This window comes from Streptomyces sp. NPDC047043, from assembly GCF_040644055.1.
In the GTDB taxonomy this organism is placed as follows: Bacteria; Actinomycetota; Actinomycetes; order Streptomycetales; family Streptomycetaceae; genus Streptomyces.
Map to the genome: position 1 here is coordinate 200,047 of NZ_JBEYVO010000002.1, position 19,006 is coordinate 219,052.

General features: G+C 70.6%; 21 protein-coding genes and 1 riboswitch. Of the genes, 9 read left to right on the top strand and 12 right to left on the bottom strand.

Annotation, left to right across the window (positions count from 1 at the left end; all coding sequences use genetic code 11):
- Positions 1–49: 49 nt before the first annotated feature.
- The 4 genes from thiE to ABZ880_RS03985 all read right to left on the bottom strand — a co-directional run bounded on the left by thiE (position 50) and on the right by ABZ880_RS03985 (position 2,988).
- Positions 50–709: a thiamine phosphate synthase gene (gene thiE / locus ABZ880_RS03970; protein ID WP_361256416.1), complete on the bottom strand. Its 660-nt coding sequence runs from the start codon at positions 707–709 to the stop codon at positions 50–52.
- A gap of 184 nt (positions 710–893) precedes the next feature.
- Positions 894–1,265, bottom strand: a complete 372-nt coding sequence (locus tag ABZ880_RS03975) for an Rv2175c family DNA-binding protein (protein WP_329340128.1) — start codon at positions 1,263–1,265, stop codon at positions 894–896.
- Positions 1,266–1,329: 64 nt separating this feature from the next.
- A complete protein-coding gene (locus ABZ880_RS03980; RefSeq protein WP_361256419.1) occupies positions 1,330–2,571 on the bottom strand; it encodes an FAD-dependent oxidoreductase in 1,242 nt (413 codons plus the stop codon).
- Between the two features lie 72 nt (positions 2,572–2,643).
- Entirely contained in the window at positions 2,644–2,988 is a 345-nt protein-coding gene (locus tag ABZ880_RS03985) for a hypothetical protein (protein WP_361256422.1), read from the bottom strand.
- 53 nt (positions 2,989–3,041) lie between these two features.
- Positions 3,042–3,153: riboswitch (TPP riboswitch) on the top strand.
- On the opposite strand from ABZ880_RS03985, the gene thiO reads away from it, so the two are divergent.
- The 6 genes from thiO (at position 3,151) to ABZ880_RS04015 (ending at position 8,877) form a co-directional block, all read left to right on the top strand.
- Positions 3,151–4,305 carry a glycine oxidase ThiO gene (gene thiO, locus ABZ880_RS03990; protein ID WP_361256425.1) on the top strand — a complete coding sequence of 385 codons (1,155 nt, stop codon included), beginning with the start codon at positions 3,151–3,153 and terminating at the stop codon, positions 4,303–4,305. (Overlaps the previous riboswitch by 3 nt.)
- Positions 4,302–4,502 (top strand): sulfur carrier protein ThiS, encoded by a 201-nt coding sequence (gene thiS / locus ABZ880_RS03995; protein WP_361256428.1) that lies wholly within the window; start codon positions 4,302–4,304, stop codon positions 4,500–4,502. Before thiO ends, thiS begins: the two co-directional genes overlap by 4 nt.
- Positions 4,503–4,505: 3 nt before the next feature.
- Complete coding sequence (locus ABZ880_RS04000) at positions 4,506–5,300, top strand: thiazole synthase (protein ID WP_361256431.1); 795 nt, start codon at positions 4,506–4,508, stop codon at positions 5,298–5,300.
- Between the two features lie 118 nt (positions 5,301–5,418).
- Positions 5,419–7,350 carry a Stk1 family PASTA domain-containing Ser/Thr kinase gene (gene pknB / locus ABZ880_RS04005; protein WP_361256434.1) on the top strand — a complete coding sequence of 644 codons (1,932 nt, stop codon included), beginning with the start codon at positions 5,419–5,421 and terminating at the stop codon, positions 7,348–7,350.
- 66 nt (positions 7,351–7,416) lie between these two features.
- A complete protein-coding gene (locus tag ABZ880_RS04010; protein WP_361256437.1) occupies positions 7,417–8,295 on the top strand; it encodes a deoxyribonuclease IV in 879 nt (292 codons plus the stop codon).
- A 75-nt stretch (positions 8,296–8,370) separates the two neighbouring features.
- Positions 8,371–8,877, top strand: coding sequence for a DUF4396 domain-containing protein (locus tag ABZ880_RS04015; RefSeq protein WP_361256440.1), 507 nt, complete (start codon positions 8,371–8,373; stop codon positions 8,875–8,877).
- Positions 8,878–8,899: 22 nt separating this feature from the next.
- On the opposite strand, the gene ABZ880_RS04020 is transcribed toward ABZ880_RS04015, so the two are convergent.
- Entirely contained in the window at positions 8,900–9,547 is a 648-nt protein-coding gene (locus ABZ880_RS04020; RefSeq protein ID WP_361256443.1) for a sulfite oxidase-like oxidoreductase, read from the bottom strand.
- 175 nt (positions 9,548–9,722) lie between these two features.
- Between ABZ880_RS04020 and bfr the strand changes: the two genes are divergently transcribed.
- Positions 9,723–10,202: a bacterioferritin gene (bfr, locus tag ABZ880_RS04025; protein ID WP_361256446.1), complete on the top strand. Its 480-nt coding sequence runs from the start codon at positions 9,723–9,725 to the stop codon at positions 10,200–10,202.
- Here bfr and ABZ880_RS04030 read toward each other — a convergent pair.
- Together ABZ880_RS04030 and ABZ880_RS04035 are read right to left on the bottom strand one after the other, a co-directional pair.
- Positions 10,199–10,441 carry a (2Fe-2S)-binding protein gene (locus ABZ880_RS04030; protein ID WP_361257075.1) on the bottom strand — a complete coding sequence of 81 codons (243 nt, stop codon included), beginning with the start codon at positions 10,439–10,441 and terminating at the stop codon, positions 10,199–10,201. The genes bfr and ABZ880_RS04030 overlap by 4 nt on opposite strands.
- A gap of 144 nt (positions 10,442–10,585) precedes the next feature.
- Positions 10,586–11,938 (bottom strand): class II 3-deoxy-7-phosphoheptulonate synthase, encoded by a 1,353-nt coding sequence (locus ABZ880_RS04035; protein ID WP_361256449.1) that lies wholly within the window; start codon positions 11,936–11,938, stop codon positions 10,586–10,588.
- Positions 11,939–12,047: 109 nt separating this feature from the next.
- On the opposite strand from ABZ880_RS04035, the gene ABZ880_RS04040 reads away from it, so the two are divergent.
- A complete protein-coding gene (locus ABZ880_RS04040) occupies positions 12,048–12,104 on the top strand; it encodes a trp operon leader peptide (protein WP_078912442.1) in 57 nt (18 codons plus the stop codon).
- A gap of 99 nt (positions 12,105–12,203) precedes the next feature.
- Complete coding sequence (locus tag ABZ880_RS04045) at positions 12,204–14,084, top strand: anthranilate synthase family protein (protein ID WP_361256453.1); 1,881 nt, start codon at positions 12,204–12,206, stop codon at positions 14,082–14,084.
- On the opposite strand, the gene ABZ880_RS04050 is transcribed toward ABZ880_RS04045, so the two are convergent.
- The 5 genes from ABZ880_RS04050 to ABZ880_RS04070 all read right to left on the bottom strand — a co-directional run bounded on the left by ABZ880_RS04050 (position 14,036) and on the right by ABZ880_RS04070 (position 18,931).
- Positions 14,036–15,031 (bottom strand): 2-hydroxyacid dehydrogenase, encoded by a 996-nt coding sequence (locus ABZ880_RS04050; RefSeq protein ID WP_361256456.1) that lies wholly within the window; start codon positions 15,029–15,031, stop codon positions 14,036–14,038. The two genes, ABZ880_RS04045 and ABZ880_RS04050, sit on opposite strands and share 49 nt — an antisense overlap.
- A 74-nt stretch (positions 15,032–15,105) precedes the next feature.
- A complete protein-coding gene (locus ABZ880_RS04055) occupies positions 15,106–16,134 on the bottom strand; it encodes a 6-phosphofructokinase (RefSeq protein ID WP_361256459.1) in 1,029 nt (342 codons plus the stop codon).
- A 109-nt stretch (positions 16,135–16,243) separates the two neighbouring features.
- Positions 16,244–16,921: a response regulator transcription factor gene (locus tag ABZ880_RS04060; protein ID WP_361256462.1), complete on the bottom strand. Its 678-nt coding sequence runs from the start codon at positions 16,919–16,921 to the stop codon at positions 16,244–16,246.
- Positions 16,918–18,147 carry a DUF5931 domain-containing protein gene (locus ABZ880_RS04065; RefSeq protein ID WP_361256465.1) on the bottom strand — a complete coding sequence of 410 codons (1,230 nt, stop codon included), beginning with the start codon at positions 18,145–18,147 and terminating at the stop codon, positions 16,918–16,920. The genes ABZ880_RS04060 and ABZ880_RS04065 overlap by 4 nt, the downstream gene beginning before the upstream one ends.
- 43 nt (positions 18,148–18,190) lie before the next feature.
- Positions 18,191–18,931 carry a lysophospholipid acyltransferase family protein gene (locus tag ABZ880_RS04070; protein WP_361257078.1) on the bottom strand — a complete coding sequence of 247 codons (741 nt, stop codon included), beginning with the start codon at positions 18,929–18,931 and terminating at the stop codon, positions 18,191–18,193.
- Positions 18,932–19,006: the final 75 nt, after the last annotated feature.

Below are 19,006 nucleotides of genomic sequence, written 5' to 3' on the forward strand. Positions count from 1 at the left end.
TGTCCACGCCTTGGACAAACGTGAGACGGCTGGAGGCGGTGGGCCGTCCCTACGCCTGCCGCAGGCGCTTCGTGAATTCCGCCGCCGCGGCGCCCGGGTCCTCGGCCTCCGTGATCGCGCGGACGACCACGACCCGGCGGGCGCCGGCCTCCAGCACCTCGTCGAGGTTGCCGAGGTCGATGCCGCCGATGGCGAACCAGGGGCGGTCGGTGCCGAGGGCCGCGGTGTGGCGGACCAGGTCGAGGCCGGGTGCGTGGCGGCCGGGCTTGGTGGGGGTGGGCCAGCAGGGGCCGGTGCAGAAGTAGTCGACGCCCTCCTGGACGGCGGCTGCCTCGGCTTCCGCCTCCGCGTGTGTGGAGCGGCCTATGAGGACGTCGTCGCCGAGGATCGCGCGGGCCGCGGGGACCGGGAGGTCGCCCTGGCCGAGGTGGAGTACGTCGGCGCCGGCGGCGTGCGCGACATCTGCGCGGTCGTTGACGGCGAGGAGCTTGCCGTGGCGGGCGCAGGCGTCGGCGAAGACCTCGAGGTGCTCCAGCTCCTCGGCCGCCTCCATGCCCTTGTCGCGCAGCTGCACGATGTCGACGCCGCCCGCGAGGACGGCGTCCAGGAACGCGGGCAGGTCGCCCTGCTTCCTGCGGGCGTCCGTGCAGAGGTAGAGCCGGGCGTCGGCGAGCTGGGCGCGGGCGTCGGTGCCGGACGTGACGGGCATGCGGGGTCCCCCGGTGTCGGTGGTGTACGGGCCGCGGACCGGTGCGGTCGGCCGCGACCGGGCCGTAGTGAACCACAGGCGTGGCTCGGCCATGGCCGCGGTGGACCGCGGCCGTGGCCCTCGCCGGCCACGGCCCGTACGCCGGACGGTGTTCAGTCGGCCTGTTCGGTCAGGCCTGTTCGGATCAGACGGCGAGCGCCTGGGCCCGGCGCTTCACCTCCGTGCCGCGATTCTCGCTGAGCGCCTGCGCGGGGGTGCCGGGCAGGCTGTCGTCGGGGGTGAAGAGCCACTCCAGCATCTCTTCGTCGGAGAAGCCGTCGTCCCGCAGGAGCGTCAGGGTCCCGGTCAGGCCCTTGACGACCTTCTGCTCGGCCCCGTCGATGAAGGCGGCGGGGACGTGCAGCGCGCGGTTCTCGCCGCGGCGTACGGCGATGAGCTGGCCCTCCTTGACCAGCTGCCGCACACGCGTCACCTCGACATCGAGCATCTCTGCGATGTCGGGGAGGGTGAGCCAGGCGGGGACGAGAGCATCGATCTTTGCGTCAATCTCGGTCACGGAACAAGCCTGCCATCCCGCACTGACAGTCGGAAGCCGGGAGGGCCCGACCTGCGCTTTCGCGCTACGCCGTGGCCGCCTTCAAGGGCCGTGCCGGATCGGCCAGCAGCGCCGGATCCATCGGCGTGCCCGCCTCGATCAGGCGCCTGCCCTGCGCCAGGTCCCGCGGGCGGCCCACCGCCAGCAGGGCGACGAGGCGGTTCTCACGGAGCCAGCAGACGGACCAGGCGGGGCCGGAGGGGTCGCCGCGCCACAGGGTCGTGTCGGCGGAGGTGTGGTGGCCGGCGTACTGGACGAAGCGGCCGAACTGCTCGGACCAGAAGTAGGGGACGGGGTCGTAGACCGCGAGGGGCTCATCGGTGGCCTCGCCGATGATGTTCGCGGCGACCGTGCGCGGGCCCTGGAGGGCGTTGTCCCAGTGGTGGACCAGCAGGCGCTCGCCATACCTTCCCGAAGGGAAGGATGCGCAGTCGCCGACGGCGTACACGTCCGGTGCCGAGGTGCGCAGGTGGTCGTCGGCCACGACCTCGCGGTGCGCCCCGAGGTCGATGCCGGAGTCGGCGAGCCAGGCCGTGGCGGGGCGCGCGCCGATGCCGACCACGACCGCGCCCGCGGGCAGCCGGGCGCCGTCGTCGAGGACGACCTCGCCGGGTTCGACGCGCTCCACGCGCGCGTGTGTCCGCAGCGAGGCGCCGGCGTCGGCGTACCAGCCGGTCATCGGCGCCGCCACCTCGGCGGGCAGTGCGCCCGCGAGCGGCCGGTCGGCGGCCTCGACGACCGTCACCGTGCAGCCCGCCTCGCGCGCGGCGGTGGCGAACTCGGCGCCGATCCAGCCCGCGCCGACGACCACGATGTCGTGCTGCCGGGCGAGCACGGGCCGCAGCCGCTCGGCGTCGTCCAGGGTGCGCAGCAGATGCACGCCGGGCACGCCCTCGGCGCCGGGCAGCCGGATCGGTTCGGCGCCGGTGGCGAGGACCAGGACGTCGTACGGGACGGGCCCGGCCTCGGTGTCCAGTTCGTGCTCGCCGGGGCGCACGCCCAGTGCCTCGCGCCCCAGCTGCAGCTCGATGCCGAGCGACTCGAAGTCGACGTCGAAGGCGGAGCCCTCGGACTTGCCGAGCAGGACGGCCTTGGACAGCGGCGGCCGGTCGTACGGCTGGTGGGGCTCGGCGCCGATCAGGGTGACGGTGCCGGTGAAGCCCTGTTCGCGCAGGGCGACGGCGGTCTGCACACCGGCCATTCCCGCGCCGACGACGACCACGCGCCGCCCCGGTGACGTGCTCGCTTCCCGTGTCTGCTCGCTCACCTGATCACCATAGACAACTGACAAATTGTCAGTCAGGAGTCGTGCGCCGTGACCTGCTGCACAAGGGCCGGCTCAGGCGTCGGCGACCTGCTCCACCACGCTCGTCCCGCTGCCCGGCTGCGACTCCCACTCCCAGGTCTCCTCCAGCCTCACGCGTCCGTCCGGCAGCTCCACCACCGTCGACACGCAGTGCCCCGAGGACGTCGTCCCGTCGTGCTTGAGCTGCACATACCGGAAGTCCAGCCGGTCACCCGACCGAGTACCCACCAGATGCCCGCGTACGACGTCGCCGCCCGCGTACTCGGCCCAGATCTCGCCGTCCTTCTCGTGGTACGTGAAGCGGGTACGGGTACCCACCTGACCTGGGGCCTGGTCGGCGACGGGCGCGAGGACGAGGCCGTCCAGCGAGCGGGGCATGACAGGAGGCTCCCTTACAGAGGCGTCGGGGGTCGGGCTAGGGTGGCCAACGTACAAGCACTCGCGGGAGCCCGGACGCACCGGGCTGAGAGGGAGGCTGGCGGCCTCCGACCGTACGAACCTGATCCGGGTCATGCCGGCGAAGGGAGGGGCTGGACGCCCATGTCGTCACGTACGTCAGACGTCCTCGTCATCGGGGGCGGAATCATCGGCCTGGTCACGGCCTGGCGCGCCGCGCAGCGCGGGTTCGCCGCGGCCGTCGTGGACCCCGAACCGGGCGGCGGGGCCGCCCAGGTGGCCGCCGGGATGCTGGCCGCGGTCACCGAGCTGCACTACGGCGAGCAGACCCTGCTCGGCCTGAATCTCGCCTCGGCCCGCCGCTACCCGGACTTCGCGGCCGAGCTCACCGAGGTCACCGGGCTCGACCTCGGCTACCGCCGGTGCGGCACGCTCGCCGTCGCGCTGGATGCCGACGACCGCGCCCACCTGCGCGAACTGCACGCCCTGCAGCGGCAGTCGGGCCTGGAGTCCGAGTGGCTGTCGGGGCGCGACTGCCGGCGCCTGGAGCCGATGCTCGCGCCGGGCGTGCGCGGGGGGCTCAGGGTCGACGGCGACCACCAGATCGACCCGCGTCGCCTGGCGCGCGCGCTCGTGGCCGCGTGCGAGCGGGCCGGCGTCGTCTTCCACCGGGTGTGGGCCGAGCGTTTCCACGTCGTACGGGACCGGGCAGCCGGTGTCACCACGGCGGACGGCGCCGAGCTGGGCGCGGGCCAGGTGGTGCTGGCCGCGGGCAGCCTCAGCGGGCGGCTGCCGGGCGTCCCGCACGATGCACTGCCACCCGTGCGACCGGTGAAGGGGCAGGTGCTGCGGCTGACCGTGCCGCAGCGGTTCGCGCCCTTCCTGAGCCGCACCGTGCGCGCCGTCGTACGCGGCAGCCATGTCTACCTGGTGCCGCGCGAGAACGGCGAGCTGGTGATCGGCGCGACCAGCGAGGAGCTGGGCTGGGACACCACGGTCACCGCGGGCGGGGTGTACGAGCTGCTGCGCGACGCGCACGAACTCGTCCCCGGGATCACCGAACTGCCCCTGACGGAGACACGCGCGGGCCTGCGCCCCGGCTCCCCCGACAACGCCCCGCTGCTCGGCCCGACGGAACTGCCCGGCCTGCTGCTGGCCACCGGCCACTACCGCAACGGTGTGCTGCTCACGCCGGTCACCGGCGACGCCATGGCGCATGCCCTGGCCACCGGTGAACTCCCGGACGAGGCCCGCCCGTTCACCCCGAAGCGCTTCGCGCGCGTGGAGCAGCCCGCATGAACATCTCCGTCAACGGAGAGCCCCGGGAGTTCGCCCCCGGCACGGCTCTCGACACCGTCGTGCACACGCTGACCCCGGCCCCCTCCGGAGTGGCCGCCGCCCTGAACGAAACCGTCGTCCCGCGCGCGCAGTGGCCGTCGACGTCCCTGACCGACGGGGACCGCGTCGAGGTCCTCACCGCCGTCCAAGGAGGCTGAACCATGGCCGACGACCCCCTTGTCATCGGCGGTACGTCCTTCACGTCCCGCCTGATCATGGGCACCGGCGGTGCCCCCAGCCTCGAGGTGCTGGAGCGGGCGCTCATCGCCTCCGGCACCGAGCTGACCACGGTCGCGATGCGGCGCGTGGACCCCTCGGTGCACGGTTCCGTTCTGTCCGTCCTGGAGAAGCTCGGCATCCAGGTGCTGCCGAACACGGCCGGCTGCTTCACCGCAGGAGAAGCCGTGCTCACCGCCCGTCTCGCCCGCGAGGCCCTCGGCACCGACCTGATCAAGCTCGAGGTCATCGCCGACGAGCGCACCCTTCTGCCCGACCCGATCGAGCTGCTGGACGCCGCCGAGACCCTGGTCGACGACGGCTTCACCGTGCTGCCGTACACGAACGACGACCCCGTGCTGGCGCGCAAGCTGGAGGACGTCGGCTGTGCGGCGATCATGCCGCTGGGCTCGCCGATCGGCTCCGGGCTCGGCATCCGCAATCCGCACAACTTCCAGCTGATCACCGAGCACGCGCGCGTGCCGGTGATTCTGGACGCGGGTGCCGGTACGGCGTCGGACGCGGCGCTCGCCATGGAGCTGGGGTGCGCGGGTGTGATGCTCGCCTCGGCCGTGACGCGGGCGCAGGAGCCGCAGCTGATGGCCGAGGCCATGAAGCACGCGGTGGACGCGGGCCGGCTGGCGTTCCGGGCGGGCCGCATCCCTCGCCGCCACTTCGCCGAGGCGTCCTCGCCCCACGAGGGGCGCGCGCACCTGGATCCCGAGCGCCCCGCGTTCTGAACGGACGTTCGAAAAGATCCGGAAGTCGGTGCGACGTCCGTCACAGCTCGGCTGCAGTACCGCCCCGATCCCGCAGGAACCAACGGCCCTGTCAGTCGCGGCTCGTACACTCACCTGCGTGGATACGACCCTTCAGGACCCTCTGGTCGGGCAGGTGCTCGACGGGCGCTATCGCGTGGACGCGCGGATCGCGGTCGGCGGGATGGCCACGGTCTACCGGGCCCTGGACACCCGCCTCGACCGCGTGCTCGCGCTCAAGGTGATGCACCCGACGCTTGCGGCCGACGGCTCCTTCGTCGAGCGGTTCATCCGGGAGGCCAAGTCGGTCGCGCGCCTCGCGCACCCGAACGTGGTGCAGGTCTTCGACCAGGGCACCGACGGGTCGTACGTCTATCTCGCCATGGAGTACGTCGCCGGGTGCACCCTGCGTGACGTGCTGCGCGAGCGCGGGGCGCTGCAGCCGCGCGCCGCCCTGGACATCCTCGAGCCGGTGCTCGCCGCGCTGGGCGCCGCGCACCGCGCCGGGTTCGTGCACCGGGACATGAAGCCGGAGAACGTGCTGATAGGGGACGACGGCCGGGTCAAGGTCGCCGACTTCGGCCTCGTACGTTCCGTGGACACGGTCACCAGCACGACCGACACCGTCCTCGGCACGGTCTCCTACCTCGCGCCGGAGCAGATCGAGCACGGCACGGCCGATCCCCGGGTCGACGTGTACGCGTGCGGTGTCGTCCTCTACGAGATGCTGACCGGCGACCGGCCGCACGCCGGGGACTCCCCCGCCACCGTCCTGTACAAGCACATCCACGAGGACGTCCCGCCCCCGTCGGGCGCCGTGCCGGGGCTGCCGTACGAGCTGGACGAGCTGGTCGCCACGGCCACCGCGCGCACCCCCGACATCCGTCCGTACGACGCGGTGGCGCTGCTCGCGCAGGCCCGCGAGGCGCGTGCCGCGCTCAGCGCCGACCAGCTGGACGCGATGCCGCCGCAGGCGCTCGCGCCGGAGCACCTGGACATCTCCGAGGACCGTACGAGCGTCATCCCGCGCGCGCTGACGCTGCCGCGGCTGCTGCCGGTCAACGAGGACGAGCCGGAGCCCGCGCTGCACCGCACCAGCCGGCTGGAGTCACCCCCGCCACCGCCCCCGCGGCGGCGCGGTGCGCGCTCCCGGCGCGGTCCGCTCGCGATCGTCGCCGCCGTGCTGCTGATCCTCGGTGTCGGCACGGGCGTGTGGTACATCAACTCCGGCCAGTTCACCAAGGTCCCGCCGGTGCTGGCGAAGACCCAGACGCAGGCCACGCAGCAGCTGCAGAAGGCCGGTCTTGACCTCGGGTCGGTCAAGCACGCCTACAGCGACACGGTGAAGCGCGGCACGGTCATCACCTCGGACCCGGCGCCCGGCTCCCGTATCCGCGACAACGCCTCGGTGTCGCTCACCATCTCCGACGGCCCGCAGACGGTGAAGGTGCCCGACCTGAAGGGCTACCGCCTGGACAAGGCACGGACCCAGCTGAAGGGGGCCGGCCTCGAACCGGGCATGATCACCCGTGAGTTCAGCGACGACGTGCCCAAGGGCTTCGTGATCTCCACGGACCCCGAGGCGGGCACCACGCGGCGCGGCGGCTCGGCGATCGCACTGAACGTCAGCAAGGGCAGCCCGGTGGACGTCCCGGACGTCACCGGCGAGGACCTGGAGGACGCGAAGGCCGACCTGGAGGACGCAGGCCTGAAGGTGAACGTCGCCGCCGAGCGGGTCAACTCGGAGTACGACAAGGGCCAGGTCGCCCAGCAGACACCCGAGGGCGACAGCCAGGCCGCCGACGGCGACACGGTCACACTGACCCTGTCCAAGGGCCCGGAGATGGTCGAGGTCCCGGACGTCACCGGCGACAGCGTGGACGACGCGAAGAATGCGCTGGAGGACGCCGGCTTCCAGGTGGACGAGGACCGCGGTCTGCTGGGCCTGTTCGGCGACACGGTCAAGAGCCAGTCCGTGGAGGGCGGGGAGACGGCGCCCAAGGGGTCGACGATCACCATCAAGATCCGGTGATCCGCGCGGGCGCTCGACCCGAGATCCGGTGCCGGAGCAGGTCGTACCGCATGACACCCTGAACGGGTGAAGAGCCAGCACCTTGCCCCCTCCCGCAACCCCGTCGGCGGCCACGTCCCCGTGGCCGGCGGCCTCCACTCCGTCGGCCTGTCCTACGCCCACGACCTGAAGGCCGAGACCGTGCAGGTCTTCGTCGCCAACCCGCGCGGCTGGGCCACGCCCGCCGGCAATCCGCGGCAGGACGAGGAGTTCCGCGCGGTGTGCGAGGCCGAGTCGATTCCGGCGTACGTCCATGCCCCGTATCTGATCAACTTCGGCTCGCACACCGAGGCGACCGTGGAGAAGTCGGTGGAGTCGCTGCGGCACTCGCTGCGCCGCGGGCGGGAGATCGGGGCGCTCGGCGTGGTGGTGCACACCGGCAGCGCGACCGGCGGCCGGGAGCGGTCCGTGGCCCTGAAGCAGGTACGGCAGTACATGCTGCCGCTGCTCGACGAGCTGACCCACGACGACGACCCGTTCCTGCTGCTGGAGTCGACGGCCGGGCAGGGCGCCTCGCTCTGCTCGCGGACCTGGGACTTCGGGCCGTACTTCGAGGCGCTGGACGCCCATCCGAAGCTGGGCGTCTGCCTGGACACCTGCCACATCTTCGCGGCCGGGCACGACCTGACCGGGCCGAGCGGCATGCACCAGACCCTCGATCTGCTGGTGGACACGGTCGGCGAGGGCCGGCTGAAGCTGATCCACGCCAACGACTCCAAGGACGTGGTCGGCGCGCACAAGGACCGGCACGAGAACATCGGCGCAGGTCACATCGGCGAGGACCCGTTCCGGGCGCTGATGACCCACCCCGCGACCGAGGGCGTACCGCTCGTCATCGAGACGCCCGGCGGCAAGGAGGGGCATGCGGCGGACGTGGAGCGGCTGAAAAAACTGCGCGATTCCTAGCCCGTTCCGGAATACCCCTAGGGGGTATACGGTTCCTGCTCGGTGCAGGAACCGTTACCGGCATTGGGGGCAGTCATGCAGCACGAGGCACACGCACACCAGACACAGGCACAGGCACATCAGACACACGCACACCATCACCCGGCGGCCGCGACCTGGAGCACGGCCGCCCAGGCCACGCTCCACTGCCTCACCGGGTGCGCCATCGGCGAGGTGCTCGGCATGGTGATCGGCACCGCGCTGGGCTGGGGCAACGTCCCGACGACGGTCCTGGCGATCGTCCTCGCGTTCTTCTTCGGCTACTCGCTCACCCTGCGTGGGGTGCTGAAGGCCGGCCTCGGTTTCCGTGCGGCCTTCCGGGTGGCGCTGGCCGCGGACACGCTGTCCATCGCCGTGATGGAGCTGATCGACAACGGCGTGATCGTCGTGTGGCCGGACGCGATGGACGCGGAGCTGATGGACGCGCTGTTCTGGATCTCGCTCGCGCTCTCGCTCGTGATCGCCTTCGTGGTCACCGTGCCGGTCAACAAGTGGATGATCGGGCGCGGCAAGGGCCACGCGGTGGTGCACCAGTACCACTGAGACACCCGCAGGACGCCGGGAGTCAGAGCTCGGGACCGTCCCCGGGCTCCTCCTGGTAGGAGTAGCGCTGTTCCTTCCACGGGTCGCCGACGTTGTGGTAGCCGCGCTCCTCCCAGAAGCCGCGGCGGTCGGCGGTCATGTACTCCACGCCGCGCACCCACTTGGGGCCCTTCCAGGCGTACAGATGGGGAACGACGAGGCGCAGCGGGAATCCGTGTTCCGCCGTCAGCAGCTCGCCGTCCTTGTGGGTGGCGAAGATGGTCCGCTCGGAGGCGAAGTCCGCAAGGCGGAGGTTGGAGCTGAATCCGTACTCGGCCCACACCATCACATGGGTGACGGCGGGCGCGGGCGGCGCGATCTCGAGGATCGTACGGGCCGGAATGCCGCCCCATTCGGCGCCGAGCATGCTGAACTTCGTGACGCAGTGCAGGTCGGCGACGACGGTGGTGTACGGCAGGGCTGCGAACTCCTCATGGGTCCAGCAGTGCTTCTCGCCGTCCGCGGTGGCGCCGAAGACCCTGAACTCCCAGCGCTCCGGACGGAACTTGGGGACGGGTCCGTAGTGCGTGACCGGCCAGCCGCGCTGCAGCCGCTGCCCCGGCGGAAGCTCGGGCTGAGCTGCTCCTCCCGAATCGCGTTCTCCCGATTCACGCTCCACCGGCTGACCCATGACTCCATCCTGACAGACCGGGAACAGTGCGCTTGACCGCCCCTTTCCAAATCGGGGCAACTACGACTAAGCATGCACTTACTTACTAAGTGAAGACTTACTGGACGATCTTCGTCGCCAGTGCAATCATGCGGCGCAACCTGCCAGTTCCCCCGCGTTGGAAGGAGCCTCTGCGATGCAGGGCGACCCCGAGGTCATCGAATTCCTCAACGAGCAGCTCACCGGTGAGCTGACCGCGATCAACCAGTACTTCCTGCACGCGAAGATGCAGGAGAACTTCGGCTGGACGAAGCTCGCGAAGTACACCCGGCACGAGTCGTTCGACGAGATGAAGCACGCCGAGGTGCTCACCGACCGGATCCTCTTCCTCGAGGGGCTGCCGAACTACCAGCGGCTCTTCCATGTGCGCGTGGGGCAGACGGTCAAGGAGATGTTCGAGGCGGACCGGCAGATCGAGGTCGAGGCGATCGACCGTCTCAAGCGGGGCGTCGAGGTGATGCGGGCCAAGGGCGACATCACGTCGGCGAACATCTTCGAGTCGATCCTCGAGGACGAGGAGCACCACATCGACTACCTCGACACACAGCTGGAACTGGTCGAGAAGCTCGGCGAGGCGCTGTACATCGCCCAGCTGATCGAGCAGCCGGAGAGCTAGGCGGCTTCCTCGAGGTCCGCGATCTCCGAGAGCGCCGGCTTGCCCTGATCGGCCAGCTCCCGACGCGGGCACGCGCCCCTGCCGAGCAGCGCCTGAATACGGCGTACACACGAACCGCAGTCCGTGCCCGCCTTGCAGGCCGACGCTATCTGCCGGGGCGTGCAGGCACCGTCCTCCGCGTGCTTTTTGACCTGCTGCTCTGTGATGCCGAAGCAACTGCAGACGAACACGCGGTTCACCTCCCGGCGGGATCGTGGTGCCATCCCCGTTGATCGGTGAGGCTAACCTAACCTTACCCGTCGCTCAGGAGTCGCAAAAGTGGAGCGGGGCGCGGATCGTATGTGATCCGCGCCCCATTCACGTCCCTGTAACAGGCACCCCTGTCACTGGTCCCTGTACATCTCCGCGACGAGGAACGCCAGGTCGAGCGACTGGCTGCGGTTCAGGCGCGGGTCGCAGGCCGTCTCGTAGCGCTGGTGCAGGTCGTCGACGAAGATCTCGTCGCCGCCGCCCACGCACTCGGTGACGTCGTCACCGGTGAGCTCGACGTGGATGCCGCCCGGGTGGGTGCCCAGGCCCTTGTGGACCTCGAAGAAGCCCTTGACCTCGTCGAGCACGTCGTCGAAGCGGCGGGTCTTGTGGCCGGAGGCCGCCTCGAAGGTGTTGCCGTGCATCGGGTCGGTCACCCAGGCCACGGTGGCGCCGGAGGCGGTGACCTTCTCGACCAGCTCGGGGAGCTTGTCGCGGACCTTGTCGGCGCCCATGCGGACGATGAAGGTCAGCCGGCCCGGCTCGCGGTCGGGGTCGAGGCGGTCGATGTACTGCAGCGCGTCCTCGGCCGTAGTGGTCGGGCCGAGCTTGATGCCGATCGGGTTGCGGATCTTCGAGGCGAACTCGATGTGCGCGTGGTCCAGCTGCCGGGTGCGCTCGCCGATCCACACCATGTGCGCGGAGACGTCGTACAGCTGCCCCGTGCGCGAGTCGACCCTGGTCAGCGCCGACTCGTAGTCGAGCAGCAGCGCCTCGTGCGAGGAGTAGAACTCGACGGTCTTGAACTCCTCCGGGTCGGTGCCGCAGGCCCGCATGAAGTTCAGCGCGTTGTCGATCTCCCGCGCGAGCTGCTCGTAGCGCTGGCCGGACGGGGACGACTTCACGAAGTCCTGGTTCCAGGCGTGCACCTGACGCAGGTCGGCGTAACCGCCGGTGGTGAAGGCGCGCACCAGGTTGAGCGTGGAGGCGGAGGCGTTGTACATCCGCTTCAGGCGCTCGGGGTCCGGGATGCGGGCGGCCTCGTTGAAGTCGAAGCCGTTGACGGAGTCGCCGCGGTAGGTCGGCAGCGTCACGCCGTCGCGGGTCTCGGTGCCCTTGGAGCGCGGCTTGGAGTACTGGCCGGCGATCCGGCCGACCTTCACGACCGGCACCGAGGCGGCGTACGTCAGCACGGCGCCCATCTGGAGCAGGGTCTTGAGCTTGTTGCGGATGTGGTCCGCGGACACGGCGTCGAAGGCCTCGGCGCAGTCGCCGCCCTGGAGCAGGAACGCCTCTCCCTTGGCGACGGCCGCCATCCGGGCGCGCAGCTGGTCGCACTCGCCCGCGAAGACGAGCGGCGGATACGACTCGAGGTCCGCGATCACTGCGCGCAGAGCCTCGGTGTCGGGGTACTCGGGCTGCTGCGCCGCGGGCAGGTCTCGCCAGGTGTTGCCAGCGCTCGCGCTGGTCTTAGCGTTCACGGTCACCCCGTAAACATTACGGGGTCGTGTCGACTGATTTTCCCCGTGCTCGTCTGGTGAGACGGAGGGATCACGGTCCGGACGGCGGGCTCGATGGTGCGGTAGGGTGCCTCGCATGTTCGCGCTTTCGACCCAGAACTGGTGGTGGACCGCTCATCCGGCGGCCCACTGACTGCGCGTACGCAAGACTTCGCGAAGGCCGCCCGAGGGGCGGCCTTCGGCGTTTCCGGGGTCGTTCCTCACCGATATCGACATCGACGGAAGAGGAACCATGGATCTCGTACGGCTCCTGCACGACCCCCGCCCTTTCGCCCTGCTCCGCCGCCGCACTCCCGGCCACGACGAGCACACGGTCGAGCTGCTCCTCGGCCCGGTGACCACGTACGACCGCCTCGCCGACCTCCCCGACGAGGGCCTCGCGCTCGTCCCTTTCCGCCAGATCCGCGAACGCGGCTTCGACGTCCGCGACGACGGGACGCCGCTGACCTTCCTCACCCCCGAGGAGTCGTACGAGATCCCGCTCGCCGAGGCCCTGGAGCAGCTCCCGGCGCAGGACGTGCGCGTCGAGGGCGGGGGCTTCGACGTCGACGACGAGGAGTACGGCAAGATCGTCGGGCGGGTGCTGCGGGAGGAGATCGGGCAGGGCGAGGGCGCCAACTTCGTGATCCGGCGGACGTACGAGGGTGGGATCCCGGGGTTCTCCCGCAAGGACGCCCTCGCGCTGTTCCGGCGGCTGCTGGAGGGCGAGCGGGGCGCGTACTGGACGTTCGTCGTGCACACCGGGGAACGCACGCTGGTCGGGGCCAGTCCCGAGGTGCATGTGCGGATGTCCGGCGGCACGGTCGTCATGAACCCGATCAGCGGGACGTACCGATATCCCGCCGAGGGGCCGACGCCCGAGCACCTGCTGGACTTCCTCGCCGACGGCAAGGAGATCGAGGAGCTGTCGATGGTCGTCGACGAGGAGCTCAAGATGATGTGCACCGTCGGCGACATGGGCGGGGTCGTGGTCGGCCCGCGGCTGAAGGAGATGGCCCATCTCGCGCACACCGAGTACGAGTTGCGCGGCAAGTCGACGCTGGATGTGCGGGAGGTCCTGAAGGAGACCATGTTCGCGGCCACCGTCACCGGGTCGCCGGTGCAGAACGCCTGCCGGGTCATCGAGCGGCACGAGGTCGGCGGGCGCGGCTACTACGCGGGCGCGCTGGCGCTGCTCGGCCGGGACTCCGGCGGCGCCCAGACCCTCGACTCCCCCATCCTCATCCGCACCGCCGACATCTCCTCCGACGGGCAGCTGCGGGTGCCGGTCGGCGCCACGCTGGTGCGCGGGTCGGACCCGGCGAGCGAGGTCGCCGAGACGCACGCGAAGGCGGCGGGAGTGCTGGCGGCTCTCGGCGTACGACCGTCCCGGCCGCGTGCGGAGCACGCGCGCGTACGTCTCTCCGACGACCCACGCGTGCGTGCCTCACTCGACGGGCGCCGGGCTTCCCTCGCGCCGTTCTGGCTGCGGATGCAGGAGCGGTCCGCGGAGCTCGCCGGACACGCCCTGGTCGTCGACGCCGAGGACACCTTCACGGCGATGCTCGCGCACGTGCTGCGGTCGAGCGGCCTGGAGGTGACCGTCCGGCGCTACGACGAGACCGGGCTGCGGGAGGCGGCGCTCGCGCACGAGGGGCCGGTCGTGCTGGGCCCCGGCCCCGGTGACCCCTCCGACCTGGACGATCCGAAGATGCGCTTCCTGCGGGACCTGACCGCCGAGGTGATCCGGGAGAACCGGCACGGCGTGCTCGGCGTCTGCCTGGGCCACGAGCTGATCGCGGCCGAGCTGGGCCTGGAGATCGTACGGAAGGAAGTGCCGTACCAGGGGGCACAGACGACGATCGAGCTGTTCGGGCAGGCTGAGACCGTCGGCTTCTACAACAGCTTCGTGGCGCGCTGCGACGACGAGGTGGCCGAGGAGCTGTCCGCGCACGGCGTGGAGGTGAGCCGGGCGGACAACGGGGAAGTGCATGCCGTACGGGGACCCGGATTCGCCGGCGTGCAGTTCCACCCGGAGTCGATCCTGACGCTCAACGGGGCAGCTGTCGTACGGGAGTTGGTGGGTCAGCTGCGCGGGACCAGCACGTTCTCGGAGCGGCGGCCGGCCGTGTAGTCGAGGACGTTCCTCACCGTGGCGTCGATGATCTGGCCGACGGCGTCCTCGGTGTAGTACGCCTGGTGGGAGGTGACCAGGACGTGCGGGAAGGTCACCAGTCGGGCCAGGATGTCGTCCTCGATCGCCTCCAGAGACCGGTCGACGTAGAAGAGCCCGGCCTCCGCCTCGTACACGTCCAGGCCGACGCCCGTGAAGCGGCCCTCGCGCAGTTCGGCGACGAGGGCCGCGGTGTCGATCAGGCCGCCGCGGCTGGAGTTGATCAGAATCGCGTCGTCCTTCATCGTCTTCAGGGCTTCGGCGTCGATGAGGCGCTGGGTCTCCGGCATCAGCGGGACGTGCAGGGTGACCAGGTCGGACTCGGCGAGGAGTTGCTCCTTGGGGACGTACTTCATGCCGAGTTCCAGGCAGCCGGGGTTCTCGGCGACGTCCCAGCCGAGCAGCCGCATACCGAAGCCGTGGGCGATCCGGGTGAAGGCCTCGCCGATCTTGCCGGTGCCGAGGACGCCGACGGTGCGGCCGTGCATGTCGCGGCCCATCAGACCGTCGAGGCGGAAGTCGAAGTCACGCGTGCGCGTGGAGGCGCGGACGATACGGCGGTTGACCGCCATGGCGAGGGACCAGGCGAACTCGGCGACCGAGTACGGCGAGTAGTACGAGACCCGCGCGATGGTCATGCCGAGGCGTTCGGCGGCCTCGATGTCGATGTTGTTGAACCCGGTGGAGCGCTGGGCGATCATCCGCGTGCCGCCGGCGGAGAGGAACTCCAGGACGCGGGGGCCGAGTTCGGCGTTGACGCTCGTGGAGACGACCTCGTAGCCGTTGGCGATGGGTGCCGTGTCCTCGTTGAGGAACACGTCCAGGCACCGGACCTCGTGGTGCCCCCGGAAGGCCCGCTCGATCAGGGGCTTCTCGTCCGCCTGCACGCCGAAGGCCAGGATTTCCACGAAACGGCTCCCGTTCTGGTGGGTTATGGGCCGAATATACGGCCCATAACCCGCGCGTGCCGGTTCGGAGCCCGTCAGCCGAAGAAGACCCCGACCTCCTCGTACAGCTTCGGATCGACCGTCTTCAGCTTGGCCGTGGCGTCCGCGATCGGGACGCGGACGATGTCGGTGCCGCGCAGGGCGACCATCTTGCCGAAGTCGCCGTCGCGGACGGCGTCGATGGCGTGCAGGCCGAAGCGGGTGGCGAGCCAGCGGTCGAAGGCGCTGGGGGTGCCGCCGCGCTGGATGTGGCCGAGGACGGTGGTCCGGGCCTCCTTGCCCGTGCGCTTCTCGATCTCCTTGGCCAGCCATTCGCCGACGCCGGACAGGCGGACGTGGCCGAAGGAGTCGAGGGACTCGTCCTTGAGCACCATGTCGCCGTCCTTCGGCACGGCACCCTCGGCGACGACCACGATCGGGGCGTACGACGCCTTGAAGCGGGAGGTGATCCAGGCGCACACCTGGTCCAGGTCGAAGCGCTGCTCGGGGATGAGGATGACGTTGGCGCCGCCCGCGAGCCCGGAGTGCAGCGCGATCCAGCCGGCGTGACGGCCCATCACCTCGCAGACCAGGACCCGCATGTGGGACTCGGCGGTGGTGTGCAGACGGTCGATGGCCTCGGTGGCGATGCCGACCGCGGTGTCGAAGCCGAAGGTGTAGTCGGTGGCGGACAGGTCGTTGTCGATGGTCTTCGGGACGCCGACGACGGGGACGCCGTACTCGTCGGTGAGGCGCGCGGCCACGCCCAGGGTGTCCTCGCCGCCGATCGCGATGAGCGCGTCGACCTCCAGCTTGGCGAGGTTCTCCTTGATCCGGCGGATGCCGTTCTCCTGCTTCAGCGGATTGGTGCGCGAGGAGCCGAGGATGGTGCCGCCGCGGGGCAGGATGCCGCGCACGGCGGGGATGTCGAGACGCACGGTGTCGCCCTCGAGGGGTCCTCGCCAGCCGTCCCGGAAGCCGACGAAGTCGTAGCCGTACTCCTGCACGCCCTTGCGGACGATGCCCCGGATGACGGCGTTGAGCCCGGGGCAGTCGCCGCCTCCGGTCAGTACTCCGACACGCATGGAAATGTCCCTTCGCCACGGTTGCCTGGTGACAGCCACGCTAATGGTGATCCAGGTCACAGAGGGATGGGCGGGAAGGGCAATTCCGGTGAATCAGCAGGCGGTTGGTTTACTCGTCGTCAAGTCCGCGCTCGATCGCGTACCGCACGAGTTCCACCCTGTTGTGCAGTTGCAGCTTGCCGAGGGTGTTCTGGACGTGGTTCTGGACCGTGCGGTGGGAGATGACCAGGCGTTCGGCGATCTGCTTGTAGCTCAGCCCCTTGGCGACCAGGCGCAGCACCTCGGTCTCGCGGTCGGTGAGCTGCGGGACCTTGGGGTCGTCGGCGTCGGCGGAGGGCGCGGGCTCGGAGGCCAGGCGGCGGTACTCGCCGAGGACCAGTCCGGCCAGGCCGGGCGTGAACACCGGGTCGCCGACGGCCGTGCGGCGCACCGCGTCCAGCAGCTCCTCGGTCGACGCCGACTTCAGCAGATAGCCGGTGGCTCCCGACTTCACCGCTTCCAGTACGTCGGCGTGCTCGCCACTCGCGGAGAGGACCAGGACGCGCAACGCCGGGTTGTGCCCGACGAGTTCCTTGCAGACCTGGACGCCGGGCTTCAGCGGCAGGTTCAGGTCGAGCACGAGCACGTCCGGCGCGGCGGCCTTGGCGCGGCGTACGGCCTGGTCGCCGTCGCCCGCGGTGGCGACCACGTCGAAGCCGGACTCGGTCAGGTCGCGGGCGACGGCATCGCGCCACATGGGGTGGTCGTCGACCACCATGACCTTGATCGGGCCCTGCTGCTCACTCATCGATGCCCCGCCTTCCCCCGTGGGTCCTTCGCGTTCTTCGGTACCTTCAGTTCGACCTCCGTGCCCTGCCCGGGCACCGAGATCAGTTCGGCGCTGCCGCCGAGTTCGCGCAGCCGGCCCCGGATCGACAGGGCGACACCGAGCCGCCCCTCCCCCTCGGCCTGCGCGAGGCGCCCTTCGGGGATGCCGGGTCCGTCGTCCCGTACGGTCACCACGACCTCGTCGGGCTCTTCCTCGACGAGGATCCACGCGCGCGCGTCCTCGCCGGCGTGCTTGCGTACGTTGTCCAGGGCGGCGCCGACGGCCGCGGCCAGCTCCTTCGCGGCGGGCGCGGGCAGCAGCACCGGAGCGCCGGGCTCGGCGAAGCTGACCTTCGCGGCGGCGTACGAGGCGAGCAGCGCGCGCAGGTCCACCGGGGCGTCCTCGTCGTACGAGGGCTCCTCCACGGCTCGTACGACCGCGCCCTCGGCCGCGTCCTCCGAGGCCCGCGAGACGGGCAGCAGGCCGCCGGAGACCAGCGTGCGCAGCGCCACTTCCTGCTCGCCGGCCATCCGGCCCAGCTCGCCCGCCTCACCGCCGATGACGGCGCCGCGGCGCTGCACCATGGCCAGCACCTGCAGCACGCTGTCGTGGATGTCCCGGGCGAGCCGCTCCCGCTCCCGGGTCGCGGCCTCGATCTCCAGGGCGCGGGCGAGGGTGCGCTCGGAGGCGCGGGCGACCTCGACGACGTAGCCGATGGCGATGGAGGCGACCCAGACGAGGATCACGTTGTGGACGGTGTCGCGCGCGGGGGCGCCGCGCTCGATGAGGTTGGCGGCGGCGACCGGTGTGGAGGCGAACGCGGCCCAGCGCCAGCCGCCCTTGATGGCGTACGCCAGGACCGAGCCGGCGGTCCATATCGACGGCAGGGTGGGGCCGCCGCTCTGGATGTGCTGCTCGTTGACCGCGAGCGGGGTGAGCAGGATGCCGGTGAGCGCGATGGCGAGGTCGATGGCGAGGAAGCGCTTGGTGCAGGCGGCCGCGCTCTGGACGCGGGGCAGGGTGGCGAGGGTCCAGAGGAACAGGACGACGTAGTAGACGATGGCGACGCCCGCGTGGTCGTACTCGTCGTAGGCGGTGGCGAACAGGCCGACCGCGTACAGCATCGTGAGCACCCGGTACGCGGAGAGCGCACGCCACAGCGGCTGCTCGACCGACATTCTCATGACCCGCTCGCGCCTGGCCATCTCCCCACCCCCCACAAGAAAGGCCCCCCGCACAGGCAAGAGCCTAGGCCCCGGACTTCTCCTTCTTGGCCAGCTCCTTGGCCTGTTCCTTCTCGGCCTTCGCCGCTTCCGCGATCTGGCGCTTGGCCGCGGTCGCGTAGATGTCGACGTACTCCTGGCCGGAGAGCTTCATGATCTCGTACATGACCTCGTCGGTCAGCGCCCGCAGTACGAAGCGGTCGTGCTCCATGCCCTGGTAGCGGCTGAAGTCGAGGGGCTGGCCGATGCGGATGCCGGGGCGCATCAGCTTGGGCATGACCTTGCCGGGCGGCTGGATCTTCTCCGTGTCGATCATCGCGACCGGGATGACCGGCGCGCCGGAGGCGAGCGCCACGCGCGCGAGGCCGCCGGGCTTGCCCCGGTAGAGACGGCCGTCGGGCGAGCGCGTGCCCTCCGGGTAGATGCCGAACAACTCGCCGCCCTCCAGGACCTCCAGGCCGCTCTTGATCGCCGCCTCGCCCGCGCCGCGCGCACCGGAGCGGTCCACCGGGAGCTGGCCCACGCCCTTGAAGAAGGCGGCCGTCAGCCGGCCCTTCACTCCGGGTGTGGTGAAGTACTCCGCCTTCGCGATGAAGGTGACCTTGCGGTCGAGGACCGCGGGCAGGAAGAACGAGTCGGAGAAGGAGAGGTGATTGCTCGCCAGGATGGCGGCGCCCTCGGCCGGAATGTTCTCCAGGCCTTCCACCCAGGGTCTGAAGGCGACCTTCAGCGGTCCCCCGATGGCGACCTTCATCGTGCCGTACAACAACCGAGTGCCTCCTGTTTCCGTCGATCAGACCTTAACCCGGCGCACTGTCAAAGGAGCCGACGGCCCTGGTCG

Bases quoted from the DNA above. Each gene is read 5' to 3' on its own strand.
- thiE (WP_361256416.1), bottom strand. From the start codon at position 709: ATGCCCGTCACGTCCGGCACCGACGCCCGCGCCCAGCTCGCCGACGCC.
- ABZ880_RS03985 (WP_361256422.1), bottom strand. From the start codon at position 2,988: ATGCCCCGCTCGCTGGACGGCCTCGTCCTCGCGCCCGTCGCCGACCAG.
- thiO (WP_361256425.1), top strand. From the start codon at position 3,151: ATGTCGTCACGTACGTCAGACGTCCTCGTCATCGGGGGCGGAATCATC.
- thiS (WP_361256428.1), top strand. From the start codon at position 4,302: ATGAACATCTCCGTCAACGGAGAGCCCCGGGAGTTCGCCCCCGGCACG.
- ABZ880_RS04000 (WP_361256431.1), top strand. From the start codon at position 4,506: ATGGCCGACGACCCCCTTGTCATCGGCGGTACGTCCTTCACGTCCCGC.
- ABZ880_RS04015 (WP_361256440.1), top strand. From the start codon at position 8,371: ATGCAGCACGAGGCACACGCACACCAGACACAGGCACAGGCACATCAG.
- ABZ880_RS04020 (WP_361256443.1), bottom strand. From the start codon at position 9,547: ATGGGTCAGCCGGTGGAGCGTGAATCGGGAGAACGCGATTCGGGAGGA.
- bfr (WP_361256446.1), top strand. From the start codon at position 9,723: ATGCAGGGCGACCCCGAGGTCATCGAATTCCTCAACGAGCAGCTCACC.
- ABZ880_RS04045 (WP_361256453.1), top strand. From the start codon at position 12,204: ATGGATCTCGTACGGCTCCTGCACGACCCCCGCCCTTTCGCCCTGCTC.
- ABZ880_RS04055 (WP_361256459.1), bottom strand. From the start codon at position 16,134: ATGCGTGTCGGAGTACTGACCGGAGGCGGCGACTGCCCCGGGCTCAAC.
- ABZ880_RS04060 (WP_361256462.1), bottom strand. From the start codon at position 16,921: ATGAGTGAGCAGCAGGGCCCGATCAAGGTCATGGTGGTCGACGACCAC.
- ABZ880_RS04065 (WP_361256465.1), bottom strand. From the start codon at position 18,147: ATGGCCAGGCGCGAGCGGGTCATGAGAATGTCGGTCGAGCAGCCGCTG.